14 protein-coding genes are annotated in these 14,577 nt (G+C 55.7%); 9 read left to right on the top strand and 5 right to left on the bottom strand.

Annotation, left to right across the window (positions count from 1 at the left end; genetic code table 11):
• Nucleotides 1–50: 50 nt before the first annotated feature.
• Nucleotides 51–1,085 carry a zinc ribbon domain-containing protein gene (locus tag LAO76_20140; GenBank protein MBZ5493235.1) on the bottom strand — a complete coding sequence of 345 codons (1,035 nt, stop codon included), beginning with the start codon at nucleotides 1,083–1,085 and terminating at the stop codon, nucleotides 51–53.
• Between the two features lie 63 nt (nucleotides 1,086–1,148).
• A complete protein-coding gene (gene thiC, locus LAO76_20135; protein MBZ5493234.1) occupies nucleotides 1,149–2,609 on the bottom strand; it encodes a phosphomethylpyrimidine synthase ThiC in 1,461 nt (486 codons plus the stop codon).
• Nucleotides 2,610–2,733: 124 nt separating this feature from the next.
• Here thiC and LAO76_20130 point away from each other — a divergent pair, with 124 nt between their 5' ends.
• The 7 genes from LAO76_20130 (at nucleotide 2,734) to LAO76_20100 (ending at nucleotide 9,018) form a co-directional block, all read left to right on the top strand.
• Nucleotides 2,734–3,180, top strand: coding sequence for a cytochrome c maturation protein CcmE (locus tag LAO76_20130; protein MBZ5493233.1), 447 nt, complete (start codon nucleotides 2,734–2,736; stop codon nucleotides 3,178–3,180).
• A gap of 9 nt (nucleotides 3,181–3,189) precedes the next feature.
• Nucleotides 3,190–3,855: a heme ABC exporter ATP-binding protein CcmA gene (gene ccmA / locus LAO76_20125; GenBank protein MBZ5493232.1), complete on the top strand. Its 666-nt coding sequence runs from the start codon at nucleotides 3,190–3,192 to the stop codon at nucleotides 3,853–3,855.
• Nucleotides 3,856–3,857: 2 nt separating this feature from the next.
• Entirely contained in the window at nucleotides 3,858–4,526 is a 669-nt protein-coding gene (locus tag LAO76_20120) for a heme exporter protein CcmB (GenBank protein MBZ5493231.1), read from the top strand.
• Nucleotides 4,523–5,374: a cytochrome c biogenesis protein gene (locus LAO76_20115; protein MBZ5493230.1), complete on the top strand. Its 852-nt coding sequence runs from the start codon at nucleotides 4,523–4,525 to the stop codon at nucleotides 5,372–5,374. The genes LAO76_20120 and LAO76_20115 overlap by 4 nt, the downstream gene beginning before the upstream one ends.
• A 138-nt stretch (nucleotides 5,375–5,512) precedes the next feature.
• Complete coding sequence (locus LAO76_20110; protein MBZ5493229.1) at nucleotides 5,513–6,505, top strand: hypothetical protein; 993 nt, start codon at nucleotides 5,513–5,515, stop codon at nucleotides 6,503–6,505.
• Nucleotides 6,506–6,522: 17 nt separating this feature from the next.
• Complete coding sequence (locus LAO76_20105) at nucleotides 6,523–6,864, top strand: helix-turn-helix domain-containing protein (protein MBZ5493228.1); 342 nt, start codon at nucleotides 6,523–6,525, stop codon at nucleotides 6,862–6,864.
• A gap of 261 nt (nucleotides 6,865–7,125) precedes the next feature.
• Nucleotides 7,126–9,018, top strand: a complete 1,893-nt coding sequence (locus LAO76_20100; GenBank protein ID MBZ5493227.1) for a TonB family protein — start codon at nucleotides 7,126–7,128, stop codon at nucleotides 9,016–9,018.
• A 41-nt stretch (nucleotides 9,019–9,059) separates the two neighbouring features.
• Here the strand turns inward: LAO76_20100 and LAO76_20095 are convergent, their stop codons facing one another.
• The 3 genes from LAO76_20095 to LAO76_20085 all read right to left on the bottom strand — a co-directional run bounded on the left by LAO76_20095 (nucleotide 9,060) and on the right by LAO76_20085 (nucleotide 11,405).
• A complete protein-coding gene (locus tag LAO76_20095) occupies nucleotides 9,060–9,392 on the bottom strand; it encodes a hypothetical protein (protein MBZ5493226.1) in 333 nt (110 codons plus the stop codon).
• Between the two features lie 129 nt (nucleotides 9,393–9,521).
• Nucleotides 9,522–10,550, bottom strand: coding sequence for a hypothetical protein (locus LAO76_20090; GenBank protein MBZ5493225.1), 1,029 nt, complete (start codon nucleotides 10,548–10,550; stop codon nucleotides 9,522–9,524).
• A gap of 306 nt (nucleotides 10,551–10,856) precedes the next feature.
• Nucleotides 10,857–11,405 (bottom strand): BON domain-containing protein, encoded by a 549-nt coding sequence (locus LAO76_20085; protein ID MBZ5493224.1) that lies wholly within the window; start codon nucleotides 11,403–11,405, stop codon nucleotides 10,857–10,859.
• A 116-nt stretch (nucleotides 11,406–11,521) separates the two neighbouring features.
• Between LAO76_20085 and LAO76_20080 the strand changes: the two genes are divergently transcribed.
• Both LAO76_20080 and LAO76_20075 read left to right on the top strand, forming a co-directional pair.
• On the top strand, nucleotides 11,522–13,231 hold the full coding sequence (locus LAO76_20080; GenBank protein ID MBZ5493223.1) for a glutamine--tRNA ligase/YqeY domain fusion protein: 1,710 nt from the start codon (nucleotides 11,522–11,524) through the stop codon (nucleotides 13,229–13,231).
• A gap of 26 nt (nucleotides 13,232–13,257) precedes the next feature.
• Nucleotides 13,258–14,484, top strand: a complete 1,227-nt coding sequence (locus LAO76_20075) for a hypothetical protein (GenBank protein MBZ5493222.1) — start codon at nucleotides 13,258–13,260, stop codon at nucleotides 14,482–14,484.
• Nucleotides 14,485–14,577 lie beyond the last annotated feature (93 nt).

Below are 14,577 nucleotides of genomic sequence, written 5' to 3'. Positions count from 1 at the left end.
GAAGGATCAGCCGGTGCTTGAGCGCCGGCTTTTCTTTTTATTGGCGATTGTTAGCGCGAGGATGAAGGCCGGATCGCTCTGCGCGGAACCAGTTTTATGTTGACCCACTCATGCAGTGACGTCATTGGAAAATCCAGGCGCTCAATCGTGTCGGCAAATCCGGGACTCTCGACTCTGAGTAAATGCGCCTGGCGTGACAGGTGCGGAATCACATACCTGCCGTAGGATGTTGGAGGCAGTTCTTTGCCGTCAAGAAAGACCGTTACGTCCGGCGGGCTGCAGACAATCACGGTTTCCACGCCCATAAAATACCAGCCGCCAAAACCACCAATCACGATTAACAGCAGCAGGACCAGAACAATTATGCGAAATCCGTTTCCTCCGGGCTGCGCGGGCGGATAGTCACTGGGCGTGGCGTAAAGCGGCGCAGCAACGTGCGGAGTTGGTTCGACTGGAGCGGGTTCAACTAGAGTTGGTTGGATCGGAACAGCTGCAATGGGCCGAGCTTCCACCAAAGGCTTTGCTGCGACTGCGGATTGCGTTGATTCCACTCTCGAAGCCACAGGTGCAGCGACAACCGGCTCCGCCTTGTTTGGATATTTTGTTTGCTCGTCACTGGCTGGGTTCGCAATGACCGGTTCGACGCGAACCGGCTGCGTAGCTTCAACCGCCGGAGTCGGGATCGCAGCGTTTTTCTCTTGGTGCGGAACGTTGGTTGATTCGTCCGCTATCGGCTGTCCGCAATTCGTACAAAAGCCGGTTCCGGGTTCCAGCTTGGTTCCACACGATGTGCAAAAAGGATTACGTGAAGCTGTGGGCGCAGTGTTCTTTGCTTCGGGCGGAGCAATGGCCGCGACAGCAGGAGCAGCTTCGCCAATCAGTGCTGGCTCAGCGTTCAGCGGTTTGCCGCATTCCGTGCAGAAAACAGAATCAGGATCGGCCTGCGCGCCGCAGGAAGCGCAAATTGGCCGCGCAACCGTTACCGCCGAGGAAGGCCGTGCCGCAACGGGCATTGGCTTGCCACACGACGTACAGAAACTTGCCGCGTCCTCTACCTGATTGCCGCACGACGTACAAAGCGCCATTCACTTTGCTCCAGGCATTCGCACTGCGCCTCTTGGCACAAGCAGCCAATACGCGGGCTGAATTTATTTTCCTGCCGCAATCTTCTCCACCAGCTGTGAGTAGTCGGTCTTCTCGATCCCGTAAACCTGCTTGTTGAACTCGTCCACCTTCTGCGAGTAATTCATGGAGCAGAATTTTGGCCCGCACATGGAGCAGAACTTGGCTTCCTTGTAGTAGTCATCGGCCAGCGTTTCGTCATGCATGGAGCGCGCGGTTTCCGGATCAAGCGATAAGGCGAACTGCTTGTCCCAGTCGAAGGTATAGCGTGCATAGCTCAGAGCGTTGTCGCGGTCCTGCGCTCCGGGGCGATGCCGCGCCACATCCGCCGCGTGCGCCGCGATCTTGTACGCGATGATTCCGTCCTTAACATCTTTTTCATTGGGCAGGCCAAGGTGCTCCTTGGGCGTGACGTAGCACAGCATCGATGCGCCATGCCATCCGATCATCGCCGCGCCAATGGCGGAAGTAATGTGGTCGTAGCCGGGAGCAATGTCCGTAACCAGCGGCCCCAGCGTATAGAACGGAGCGCCGTGGCACCACTCCACTTCTTTGTCGACTTGCTCTTTGATCTTGTCCAGCGGCACGTGTCCTGGGCCTTCAATCATTACCTGGACGTCGTGCTCCCAGGCTTTGCTGGTGAGTTCGCCCAGCGTGCGCAGCTCAGCGAATTGCGCTTCATCGCTGGCATCTGCAATGCAGCCCGGTCGGAGCCCATCGCCCAGCGAGTAAGAAACGTCATACTTCTTCATGATCTTGGTGATGTCGTCAAAGCACTCGTAAAGAAAATTCTGTTTGTGATGGTGCGCCATCCATTGCGCCAGGATTGCGCCGCCACGGCTCACAATGCCGGTGATGCGTTTAGAGATCAGCGGCAGGTATTGCACGAGCACGCCGGCATGGATCGTCATGTAATCGACGCCCTGCTGCGCCTGCTCTTCAATTACTTCCAGCATCAGCGCCGCATTCAGGTCTTCAATGCGCTTCACCCGAGAGACAGCTTCGTAAATCGGTACGGTACCAATCGGCACGGGCGAGTGCCGCAGAATGGCTTCACGAATTTCATGGATTCCGCCGCCGGTGGAAAGGTCCATCACCGTGTCAGCGCCAAAGTGGACAGCCGTATGCAGCTTCCTCAACTCTTCGTCCACGTTGGAAGTAATCGCCGAATTGCCGATATTGGCGTTGATCTTGCACAGCGATTCCACCCCAATCGCCATCGGCTCCAGCTCAGGATGATTAATGTTGGCCGGGATAATCATCCGCCCTGCGGCCACTTCATCCCGAATCAGCTCCGGCTTTACCTTTTCCCGCTCTGCCACGTACAGCATCTCTTCTGTAATCAGGCCTTTACGGGCAAAGTGCATCTGTGAAACATTGTCGTCACCGGTGCGGGTTGCATGTTCTCGCCGGCGCGTAATCCACTCTTCACGGGGTTTAATTTGCGCTTTGGGGTGGGTTTGCGGAGTGTTGTGGGTTGTGCTCATGAATTCACCTTATGATCGGAAACCCTTTATTATACGCGCCATAGAAAGCCCTTGTGATCTGTATCACGCATCTCCATTAAGACGCTTGACCCGCGCCCCAAGCGGGGATAACCTTTGAGAAGTCATGTCACAAGAACGCAATAAATACCTTAAGTTTGGGGCCGCGATCATGCTGATCGTGTTGACCGTGGCTTATCTGGCCTATCTGGGCGCGCAGGAAAGCAAGAGCTATTACGTCACCATTAAAGAGCTGCACGCGATGGGTGATGATGTTTACAAGAAGAACCTGCGCGTTGCCGGCAATGTACTTCCCGGATCCATCAAGATGAGCGGCCCGCATGCCGATTTCCAGTTGGTGGAAAACGGCGAGACGCTGCGTGTGGTCTATAAAGGCTCAGAGCCGCCGCCGGACACTTTCAAGGACAACGCCCAGGCGCTGGCCATGGGTGTTTATAAGCACGATGGCGTTTTTTACGCCAATGAGCTACAGGCTAAATGCGCCTCAAAATACGCTCCGCAGCAGCAACAGCCCGGAGCGCCGGCCGCACAGCAGCCGTCGAAAGGATACTGAGGTCCGCCGCTGACGACTCCCGACGCTCCTCCTGTCCGCACTGAAAACGTCTCCAAGATTTATGGCCGCACCGCCGCGGTAAGAAAAGTCTCGCTTGCGCTGGAGCCGGGGCGGTTTTATGTACTGCGCGGAGAAAACGGCGCAGGCAAATCCACGTTGCTGCGCATGATTGCCGGACTCAATGAGCCGACGGAAGGCAGCATCCAGATTTATGGCATTCACAACAAGCAGGCGCTCAATCGCATGGGCTATATGGCCCACGCGCCGCTGCTCTATGACGAGCTTTCCGGCATGGAGAACCTGCGCTTCTTTGGCCAGCTTTACGGCGTGAACTCTGATGAGCCTCTGGCCCAGGCGATGCAGCGTGTCGGCCTGGATGACAAGCTGGACCGCCGAATCGGCCAGTATTCACAGGGAATGCGCCAGCGGCTTTCTCTGGCGCGGGCGATTTTTCACGAGCCGCGGCTCCTCTTGCTCGATGAGCCTTTTTCCAACGTGGATCCTGACTCAGCATTGCAGATTGCCAAACTGCTGGCGGACATGCGCTCCGGCGGCACTACAATTTTGCTGGTCACACACCAGATCGGATTGCTGGCCAATTTAGCCGACGAATACCTGATGCTTTCGCACGGACAGCTTGTCGATCGCGGGCCGATGACAAAAGGAACGGCGTGAGCATGTCCATCGCAAAGCTCACATGGATCAACGTCAGTAAGGACCTCCGGCTGGAATGGCGGTCGCGCGACGTTTTTAATTCCATGATGTTCTTTGCCCTCGTCGTAGTGGTAGTCTTCAGCTTTTCCTTTGAGAAGGAAGATTCGCGCCCGGTAATGGGCGGGCTGATCTGGATTGCATTTTTGTTCTCCACCACCATGGCGCTGAACCAGAGTTGGGCGCGTGAGCTGCGCAACGGCGTGCTGGACGCCTACCGCGTCTCCCCGGCTCCCGCCGAAGCTTTGTTCCTGGGCAAGTGCTTAGGTAACTTTATTCTGGTGATGTTGCTGGAATGCCTGATGGCCCCATTATTCGTAGTCTTTTACAATTTAAGTACGGTGGGGCCTCTATGGCAGTTGCTGCTGGTTGCCATTTTAGGCACTTGGGCGCTGGTGGTAAATGGAACGTTTTTTGCCGCCATGTCCATTCGTACCCGCAACCGCGAACTCATGCTGCCGCTGCTTCTGTTGCCCATTTCACTTCCGGCAGTGATCAGCATGGTAGGGGGCACTACCCAGGTACTGAGCGGCGAGGGTTCGCCCGCTGTACAGTTGAAATTTCTGGCAGGATTCTGCGTGATCTTTACCACCGCATGTTTCCTGCTGTTTGATACGGTGTTAAACGCAGAATGAAAACCAAACTATTTTTCGCTTTCGCCGCTTTTTGCTGTGCCTTTCTGGCCTACGGAACGTACCAGGGACTCGTCGTTGCGCCCACTGAAGAAACCATGGGCGACGTGCAGCGAATCTTTTATGTCCACGTTCCCGCTGCCACGGTCGGCTTCACCATGTTCTTTGTCAACTTCCTGGCGTCCGTCTTTTATCTTTGGAAGCGTAGCGCGAAGGCGGATGCGCTGGCCGCTACCACCGCTGAAGTGGGCGTGGTGTTCTGCACCGTTGTGCTGATTACGGGACCCATCTGGGCGCGTTATGCCTGGGGTACATGGTGGTCAACCTGGGACATGCGGCTCAACACCACGCTGATGCTGTGGCTGTTGTACGTGAGCTATTTAATGATGCGCCGCTCTTCCACGGCTGGTTCCACTTCAGTTTTGGCGGCAGCGCTGGCGGTCTTCGCATTCCTCGATGTGCCAATTGTTTACATGGCCAACCGCTGGTTTAAGACCCACCATCCACCGCCGATGATTGGCACTTCCAACCTTGATCCCAGCATGCAGCATATTTTATTCATCAATATGCTGGCTTTCCTCTGCTTCGGTTCGCTGATTGGCTGGTTTCGCTATGAGATGGAGCGTACGGCCCAGAAGATTGACGCGGCGCACATCCAGCGCGCCGCCGGCGGCGCAGCCGGCATGATGCTGATACCGGCAATGTTCTTTATGTCTCCCGGTCATGTCGCACCGATTTCATATCTGTGGGCGGGCTACCTGGCGGCATGGGGCATCTACGTTGCCTATCTGCTCTTCCTGATGAGCAAGCTGGCCCGGCTGAAAAAGGAAGCGGCGGAGTTGGGCGCGTAGGCCACGTAAATGCAGAGTGGCGTAATGTATCCTAATACTGGGATAACATGCCGCACCACCGAACCAAAGCACCACGCGGAGCGTTAGCTAGAGCGCTTGTTGTCACTGGTTAGGATTGGCGAGGGTTGGATAAACGCCATGGAATTCAAAAAGCGTACTCTCATGCAGATATCTGACATGATCTGCGGTAATTTCAAAGCTGAGGAAAGCTTCTTCCGGTACCGAAGCAGCAGTTACTTAAACGAATTCTTTGAGGACTGCGGCACCGATTTTAGACACGATGGCTCAACACGAAATTACTGGGTCGCAGAAACAATTAAGCAAATTCTTGCTGAACCTCAACCTAATTCGAGCACACCGCCTGAGACCTTTTCACGGGTGATCCGGACACTTATGGACCAAGGGGATTCTGTAAACGAGGGAGCAGATAGGACAAGGGCCTTGGCACTCCTGAATGCAGCCCTTACTCGTGAGGGGTTCGAGGCGTTCTATGGCCCTGACAAACAATGCTATTTACGCCACATTGGGAGCGATACGGTCGCGACAATATCGCCCAACCCACACCGTCCTTTCTCGGCGGCGGAACTCAGGAAGCGGGAGCAGCTCATAATGTACCTCGACGACGCATCCGAGGACGCATTGATCAATGAGGTTCTATTACCTCTTTTTCGCCAGCTTGGCTTCCATCGTGTGACCGTTGCAGGGCACAAAGACAAGGCACTGGAATATGGCAAAGATGTTTGGATGAAATTCACACTGCCGACACAGCACGTGCTGTACTTTGGTATTCAAGCTAAAAAGGGAAAGTTAGATGCATCGGGCACCAGCCAAGCCGCAAACGTAAACGTTGCCGAAATCCATAATCAGGTCCTGATGATGCTCGGGCATCAGATTTTCGACCCGGAGATTGGTAAACGTGCACTCGTCGATCATGCATTCATTGTCGCGGGTGGAGAAATTACCAAAGCAGCACGGAACTGGCTCGGGAACAAATTGGACTCTTCGAAGAGGAGTCAGGTCCTTTTCATGGATCGAGATGACATTCTCAATCTATTTGTGGTCACTAACCTGCCGTTGCCGGGTGCAGCACAGTTGGGGACATCATCATTTGATGACATTCCACCGTTCTAGTTCGGCGCAGGAGGACTATGAAACGCGTTTCCGCGAAAAGTAAAACATCCGTCACTCCGGGATCGGGAAATGTCTTTACAGACTTGCGATTACCCAACGCCGAGGAAAAGCAGACGAAAGTCCGCCTGGCTGTAACTATTAACCAGATCCTTGCAAGCGCAAGTCTTTCCCAAGCTGCGGCTTCAGAGGTACTGAAAATAAATCAGCCGAAGATATCCGCTCTGGCGAATTACCGCCTGGATGGATTTTCCGTGGAACGCCTCATGAATTTTCTCAACGCGCTTGGCCGGGACGTAGATATTGTAATCCGCAAGGCTCCCGGAAAACGGGCTCCCAAAATCCGCGTGACTGCGGCGTGAGGTGAAATCGGAAATCCTCCCGCTCCCGCCCCATCCGAATATCAAGTTTTGCCGATCCATCATAAAATCAGCGATCTTTTGCTTCGGACGGATACGTGCTGCTGGAGTTCCCGGCGTGCCTGGGCGCGTAGAAACACCCTAACGATTGTCACGAGCCAGCAGTTGGCCTGACAAATTGAAACAGCGCAATAGAATTCATTTCACGAGGTAGCGATTCTGATACGATTTGGCCTCCTCTAATTTTCTACCGGGAGAGTATTTGTGACGGACGTCCGCCTTGGGCAAACCTGCTTACTCGCTTTGGTCCTTATTCTTCTGGTCACGCCGGGTCCGGCAATTGCCGCCACCTGTGAAAGCATGGCCGCGCTCAAGCTGCCTGATACCACTATCTCGTCAGCTCAGCCGGTTGCTGCCGGCGCATTTATTCCTCCGGGCGAGAGCGTGCCGCCTGCTTCGGTAAAAAATCTGCCGGCATTCTGTCGCGTTGCGGCCACTATCAAGCCGGCCAAAGATTCCGAGATCAAGATGGAAGTGTGGCTGCCGCTCACGGGGTGGAATGGCAAGTATCGCGGAGAAGGAAACGGCGGATTTGCCGGATCCATTTTCTATCCCGGACTGGCTACGGCGGTATCTGAGGGTTACGCTTCTGCCAGCACAGACACTGGGCACTCCGGCTCGCCAGTCGACGCCCACTGGGCGCTCGGTCATCCCGATAAAATTGTTGACTTCGGCTGGCGCGCCATCCATGAGATGACGGTCAAGGCCAAGAGCATCATCCAGGCGTTTTACGGCGACGCTCCAAAGAAATCCTATTTCACCGGCTGCTCCAACGGCGGCCGCCAGGCGCTGATGGAAGCGCAGCGCTTCCCTGAAGACTATGACGGCATCATCGCCGGTGCGCCAGCAAATTACTGGACCAAGGTCTTTGCCACCTTCATCTGGGACATCCAGGCCATGCAGGTGGAAACCGGCAGCTATATTGGCGCCAATAAAATTCCCACCATTGCCCACGCGGTGATCGCGGCGTGTGACGCCAATGATGGCGTGAAGGATGGTGTGCTCAATGATCCGCCTGCCTGCCACTTTGATCCCAAAGCGCTGCTCTGCCAACAGGGTGACTCCGATACTTGCCTGACTGCGCCGCAGGCGACCGCTCTCAAAAAGATTTATGACGGCCCCGTGGACGCCAAAGGCCAGCAGATGTTCCCCGGCTTTCTCCCTGGCGGAGAAGACGGTGAGGGCGGATGGGTAACGTGGATTGACGGCGGCCCTGGCAAAGACCTGCAATCTGTCTTTGCTCACGGGTTCTATACCAACATGATTTCCACTCAAGAGCCCATTGATCTGAAAACCATCAACGTTGAAACCGCCGTCAAACTGGCGGACGATCAGCAGGGCCAGACCTTCAATGCCATTGACCCGGACCTCAAGGCATTCGCTCGGCGCGGCGGAAAGCTCATTGTGTATCACGGCTGGAGTGATGCTGCTCTGCCGCCGCAAGGCTCCATCAATTATTACAACAGCGTGGAAGAGGCCATGGGACTGGGCAAGCCTGCGCTGTTCATGCGGCTCTTTATGGCTCCGGGCATGCAGCACTGCGGCGGCGGTCCGGGCCCAAATTCCTTTGGACAGTTTGCGCCAGGCGTCGATGCCGACCATGATCTCAACCAGGCGCTGGAGCGCTGGGTGGAAAAAGGAATCGCGCCGGACAAGCTCATCGCAACAAAGTTTGTGGACGATAAGCCTGAGAAGGGCGTGGCCATGACTCGTCCGCTCTGTCCTTATCCTGCGGCGGCAAATTATAAAGGCACGGGCGATACCAACGACGCCGCGAACTTTGAATGCACCCATGATGCCGAAATCATTCATGCGCTTAAGGACCCGGGGGTAAAAGCGCCTCGGCCTCTACATACTCCAGACCCAAAATATTCAAAGAGCGCAAAGAATCAGGGGATTGAGGGTACTGTAACGCTTTCCGCGGTCATCGGGATTGACGGCAAGGCCCACGATGTGAAAGTGGTGAAATCGCTTGAGCCTTCCCTGGACGCCAATGCCATTGAAGCGGTAAAGACCTGGAAGTTTGCCCCGGCCACCAAAGATGGACGGCCCGTGGCGGCGGCCATACGTTTGGAAGTCGACTTCAAGCTCTGGTGAAGGCCGTCGCGGAAAATCAAGACGATTTAATTGCAAGTCTTTCAATTGCAAGTCAATGAAGCTTTGCCCGTAAACATCTCGCCACTGACCGGGGTGGCCGTGATGGTTACTGGCGTCGCGACTGCGGTAGTACAAGTGGCTGTTACCTGCGTAGCTTGGGGAGCTGACAGATGAACAGAAGGATCGCTTGCCGTCCAATTGGAATTCACCAGGGCCGCTGTTACCGCAGGGCATCCGGGGTTGCCCTTGAATTGAAAGCTGGCGCTGAATAGCTGGTTGTTGCCGGGCGGCGCGGTGGCATGATTCACCGTGGCCGCAGCGGGACCGACGTTTAGGCCGTTGACTCCGCAATCAGGGGGATGCGGTACCGCCACAGCCCACGGCTGATAAGAGCTCCGTGGACAGCAGAACAGCGAAGAGCAATTTGCATCCAAACATCTTCTCTACCTCTTGCCGGATTGCTATTTTAACAACTCTGCTAAGTCCTGACACTCCGCGCTCCATCACTTCGGACATGGATACGAACTGCCTGGCGTGCCCGGAGTGCCTGGAATCACCGTGTCAGGCGTACGCGGGCTGCCTGGAATCACAATATCCGGCGCGCCATTCATTCCCGGAATCACTGTGTCGGGCGTTCCTGGTGACCCCGGGATTACCGTGTCCGGCGTTCCGGGTGAGCCGGAGTCATAGCACATCTTCGGTTTGACCGGAGGCTGCACGATCTGTACCGGAGCATTGCTGGTCTGCTGGTCGTACTGCTGGATCGCCGCCGCAACGCGCGTGGCATCGAGATAGACCGGCGCAGACAGAATGATTTCCAGTGGCGTGCCGACTTCTATTTCTGGATCGCGGTTGTGAGCCAGCACAATCAGCACAGTCGTTCCCACTGCGGCAGCTATTCCAACGCCGATCATGGCATTGCGCACGCCGTTGAAAGACGGCAAAGGCGGTAACGGCGGTAACGGTGGAGGAGTCACGCTTCCCACAGCCGCCATCGCTGGCACGGGCTGGCCAGCGGCAGAGCCGGGCTGCGGAGGCGCCAACGCGGCATTCGTTGTCCCGACCGTGACCGTGCCGCCAATCGAAACCGTGTAGCCGTTGGAAAAAATCAGGTTGGCGGAGCTGATGGCAAATTGCAGCGAGCGCCGGTCTTTCTTTACGATCTGCTGGACGATGCCCTGAACATACGCGCCCGGCGGGATCATCATCTGGTTTCCCACGGTTACCGGAAACGTAATCTGCAGATAAACGTCTTGTCCAGACTTGACCCGCAAAGGACGCAACAGCCCCAGCGGTAGTTTAGTTCCCGGCGGCAGCATATAGGCGGAGTTAGGAGGTTGAGCTTGCTGATTGTTTTGCGGGGAGGAAGTTTGCGCGGGAGCAGCTTGCTGTAGTTTTGCCGTTGCGTCCTCTTGCGCCTTTTTGGCTGACGCTGCGGCCTCAGCCTGCAGGACTGACGAATCGATCTCCTGCGCCCAGCCGCTGTTGACCACGATCAGCAGCAAAGTGGTTATTGCCAGGGCCTTTCTCAAGCTCTCGAACGCGGCCTTCTTCAAGGACGCCCAAGAACCCGATCTGAATGGATAACATGAATCCAGGTTCGCCATATGTGGCACCTTCATTACGGGGCCAGCGCGCTTGGCTCTAGCCGCTTGCCGGCCCACGCCGTTGGGAAGGAGCTTCTCTTCAGCGCACACCCATTTAACGTCCAGAGAAGCTGAAAGTGAGATTTGGATTTATGAAGATTTGTGGAAGGTCAGATAAGAAGAATGTAGGTTTAGTGAGGATCCACGCGGGTTAAGTCACACTCGTCGGGTGATCTACGGCGCGGCCGCTGCCTATTTACCCTTCCCCGGCACAACCAGATTGTTCCGGACGGAAAACACTCCCGGAACTCCGTTCGCGCGAATTCCGGCGAAGTTCTTGTCTGATTCATGATCGACAACGCCTTCCAGCGTTACGTTTCCGTGGTTCACGATGATGCGAATCGGGCGGTTTGATCCTACGCCATAATGCTGCAGCGGGCCGTAGCGGTAGATGGCGATGAACAAGTCGCGGCGCAGTCGATCGTCATTGCCTGACGTCGGCAGCACTTCAATATGGTTCTCGACGTGCTCCACGCCTTCAATTCTTTTCACCACGTGCTCGGCATCGCTCTTGAGCGAAGCTTGCACTACCTGCCCGTAGAGAACAACGTCATAGCCGTTGAGCTTGAACGCAATGCTATCGAAGGTGCCAAAGTCGGGAAGGGACAATATCTGGTGACGCACCTCTTTGGTAATGCGCTCCTGGGCTTTGGCGGAGAATTTCTTATCGCTCTGGGCGACTGCCTGCAAAAAACACACGGTGCAGGCCGTCACTGCAATTGCATAGATCGCTCTGCGCATGGTCGGGCCTCTCGTCTCTCATTCAGTTTAATCCTTCCGGACCTGCTCAATGGCAGTTTCAGATTTTGCCGCCTGCAATTAAGATAGTTCATTGCGCTGCCGAGCGCGCAAATCCTATGACGGCATCGAATCCCAGACCGGAAGAGACCGCAGCTCCCGAGCCGGCGCGCCCTTCCAACTTTATTCGCGACACCATTATTGAAGACCTGAAGACCGGCAAATACAACGGCCGCGTGTGGACCAGGTTTCCTCCCGAGCCGAACGGCTATCTTCACATTGGCCATGCCAAGGCCATCTGTCTCGATTTTGGCCTAGCCGACGAATTCGGCGGCGGCACCAACCTGCGCTTTGACGACACGAACCCGGAGAAGGAAGAAACCGAGTACGTTGAATCCATCATGGCCGACGTGAAGTGGCTGGGCTTTGAGTGGGAAGGGCTTTACTACGCTTCAGATTATTTTCAGCAACTGCATGACTGGGCCGTGCAGCTCATCAAAGCGGGCAAAGCTTACGTGGATGACTTGAGCGCGGAAGAAATCCGCAAACATCGCGGCACGCTGACTGAGCCGGGGAAGGAAAGCCCGTATCGCAACCGAACGGTGGAAGAAAATCTTGATCTCTTTGCGCGCATGAAGGCCGGCGAGTTCCCTGACGGTACGCGCGTGCTGCGGGCCAAGATTGATATGGCGTCGCCCAATTTGAACATGCGTGATCCCGTGATGTACCGCATTCTGCATGCGGAGCACCATCGCACGGGCGATAAGTGGTGCATTTATCCCATGTATGACTACGCGCACGGCCAGTCAGATTCGCTGGAAAACATTACGCACTCCATGTGCACGCTGGAGTTTGAAGACCATCGTCCGCTATATAACTGGTTCATCCAGGAGCTGGGCATATTCCCTTCACAGCAGATGGAGTTTGACCGGCTCAACCTGACCTACACGCTGCTGAGCAAGCGCAAGCTGCTGCAACTGGTGCAGGAAAGACACGTAAGCGGCTGGGACGATCCGCGCATGCCCACGCTGAGCGGTATCCGACGCCGCGGCTATACGCCGGAAGCGCTACGGAATTTTGTGGCGAACATCGGCGTGACCAAGACCAACGGCACGCTTGAACTGGCCATGCTGGAGCACTTTGTGCGCGAAGACCTGAACCGTCGCGCACAGCGCGTGATGGCTGTGCTGCGGCCCTTGAAGGTAGTGATCGATAACTACCCTGACGGCCAGACGGAAGAGATGGACGCCGTCAACAATCCTGAGGACGAAAGCGCGGGCAAGCGCAAAGTGCCGTTTTCCCGCGAACTTTATATCGAACAGGACGATTTCCGCGAAGTTCCGCCTAAAGGCTACTTCCGTCTTTCACCAGGAAAAGAGGTTCGGCTGCGTTATGGATATTTCATCACGGCGCAAAGCGTGGTCAAGAACGATCAAGGTGAGGTGGTGGAAGTTCACGTGACGTATGATCCGGCTACGCGAGGCGGCAACGCTCCCGATGGACGCAAGGTAAAGTCCACGATCCACTGGGTGTCTGCGGCGCACGCCATCAACGCCGAGGTGCGGCTCTATGACAACCTCTTCAGCAAGGAAGATCCCAATGATGTTCCTGAAGGCCAGGATTTTACCGCCAACCTGAATCCCAATTCGCTGGAGACGGTGACGGACGCAAAGCTTGAACCTTCGTTAAAGTCAGCATTGCCGGGCGCGCGTTACCAGTTTGAGCGGCTGGGATATTTTTGCGTGGATACTGATTCAAACCCAGGAACGCCGGTGTTCAATCGTACCGTGGCGTTAAAAGATACCTGGGCAAAAAAGCAATCAAAGTGAGTGGAAATTAGAGCGGAGCCAGACATTTGAGATATCGGGTCGCAGCATTCATCTTCAGCTTGTTGGTGTCCGCGGGCGCGTTTGCCGCGCAGATTACCGGAACCGTTACCAACGCCACCACCAACAAACCTTCCTCAGGCGATGAGGTTACCCTGCTCTCGCTGGCCAGCGGCATGGATGAAGTGGCAAAAACAAAAACCGATAGCCAGGGCCATTACACGCTGAATGTTCCCGATGAAGGCGGGCAGCACCTGGTTCGCGTGGCACGGCAGAACGTGCATTATTTCAAGGCCGCGCCGCCGGGCGTTGCCACTGTTGATATTACTGTTTATGACGCTGCTACTCAGGTTGAAGGGCTGGCCACGGATGCGCGGGTCTTTCATCTGCAAGCCAGCGGCGGCAACATGGACGTGCAAGAGCTTTACATCATCAACAACCAGTCGCAACCTCCGCGCACAAAAATCGGCAACCAGACTTTTGCCATCACGCTACCGGATGGCGCTCAGATCGGCGAAGCCTCTCTCACGGGTACAAGCGGCATGCCACTCACGGTGGCCGCGGTTCCTTCCGGAGCAAAGAACCGTTACGCGTATGATTTTGCTATTAAGCCGGGACAGACGCGTTTTGAAGTGACGTATAAAGTGCCCTACAGCGGGTCTCATGAGTTTTCCCTGAAGCCCGAATCGCCTTTGAGCGAGCTTGGCGTGTTGCTGCCCAAGAGCATGAAGTTCGATGGCATTTCCGGCGGCTTTGCCCAGGATGTTGATGAAGCTGGCCTCGCCGTCTTCTTCGCCAAGAATGTTCCTGCCAATCAGGAAGTAAAGTTTTCCGTCTCTGGTGAAGGACTCATTCCCAATGAGCCGCCGGGCGGAAATCCTGGCCAGCCAGCGGGTGACAGCAGCGGTACTCCGATTCCCAACTCCTCCGGCGGCACGCGGGAAGCCCTGTGGTTTATCGTGGGCGCGCTGGTGATACTGATCGGTGGCGGCGCGTTTGTAATGTGGCGCAAGAGCGTTGCGGCAAGAGTCGCTGCTCAAGATCCTAAAGCAGCCTCCAAAGCGAAAGTGCAGGCGCGAGCTCAGGCGCAGACTCAGCCGGCTAAGCCATCGCAGGGCGATATGCTGGACGTGCTGAAGGATGAACTTTTTCAGCTTGAGACTGATCGCGTGAGCGGCAAGATCTCTCAGGAAGAATATGAGAAGAGCAAAGCCGGATTGGACACGCTCTTTCGCCGCCAGATGAAAAGGAAATAATCAGTTGGGACTGGCGTGGTTTGTGCGTCTGCTGAGCACGATTCGGTCGGTAATGGCTCGTTCAGAAATGATTCGCTCAGGTGCGATTCGCTA

The sequence above is a fragment of the Terriglobia bacterium genome (genome assembly GCA_020072645.1).
Classification (GTDB): Bacteria; Acidobacteriota; Terriglobia; order Terriglobales; family Acidobacteriaceae; genus Angelobacter.
This window is presented reverse-complemented; position numbering and strand designations above follow the sequence as displayed.

Excerpts from the sequence above, each read along its gene's own strand:
- LAO76_20115 (MBZ5493230.1), top strand. The coding sequence starts at position 4,523 with ATGAAAACCAAACTATTTTTCGCTTTCGCCGCTTTTTGCTGTGCCTTT.
- LAO76_20085 (MBZ5493224.1), bottom strand. The coding sequence starts at position 11,405 with ATGCGCAGAGCGATCTATGCAATTGCAGTGACGGCCTGCACCGTGTGT.
- LAO76_20080 (MBZ5493223.1), top strand. The coding sequence starts at position 11,522 with ATGACGGCATCGAATCCCAGACCGGAAGAGACCGCAGCTCCCGAGCCG.
- LAO76_20110 (MBZ5493229.1), top strand. The coding sequence starts at position 5,513 with ATGGAATTCAAAAAGCGTACTCTCATGCAGATATCTGACATGATCTGC.
- LAO76_20130 (MBZ5493233.1), top strand. The coding sequence starts at position 2,734 with ATGTCACAAGAACGCAATAAATACCTTAAGTTTGGGGCCGCGATCATG.
- LAO76_20105 (MBZ5493228.1), top strand. The coding sequence starts at position 6,523 with ATGAAACGCGTTTCCGCGAAAAGTAAAACATCCGTCACTCCGGGATCG.
- LAO76_20140 (MBZ5493235.1), bottom strand. The coding sequence starts at position 1,085 with ATGGCGCTTTGTACGTCGTGCGGCAATCAGGTAGAGGACGCGGCAAGT.
- thiC (MBZ5493234.1), bottom strand. The coding sequence starts at position 2,609 with ATGAGCACAACCCACAACACTCCGCAAACCCACCCCAAAGCGCAAATT.
- LAO76_20120 (MBZ5493231.1), top strand. The coding sequence starts at position 3,858 with ATGTCCATCGCAAAGCTCACATGGATCAACGTCAGTAAGGACCTCCGG.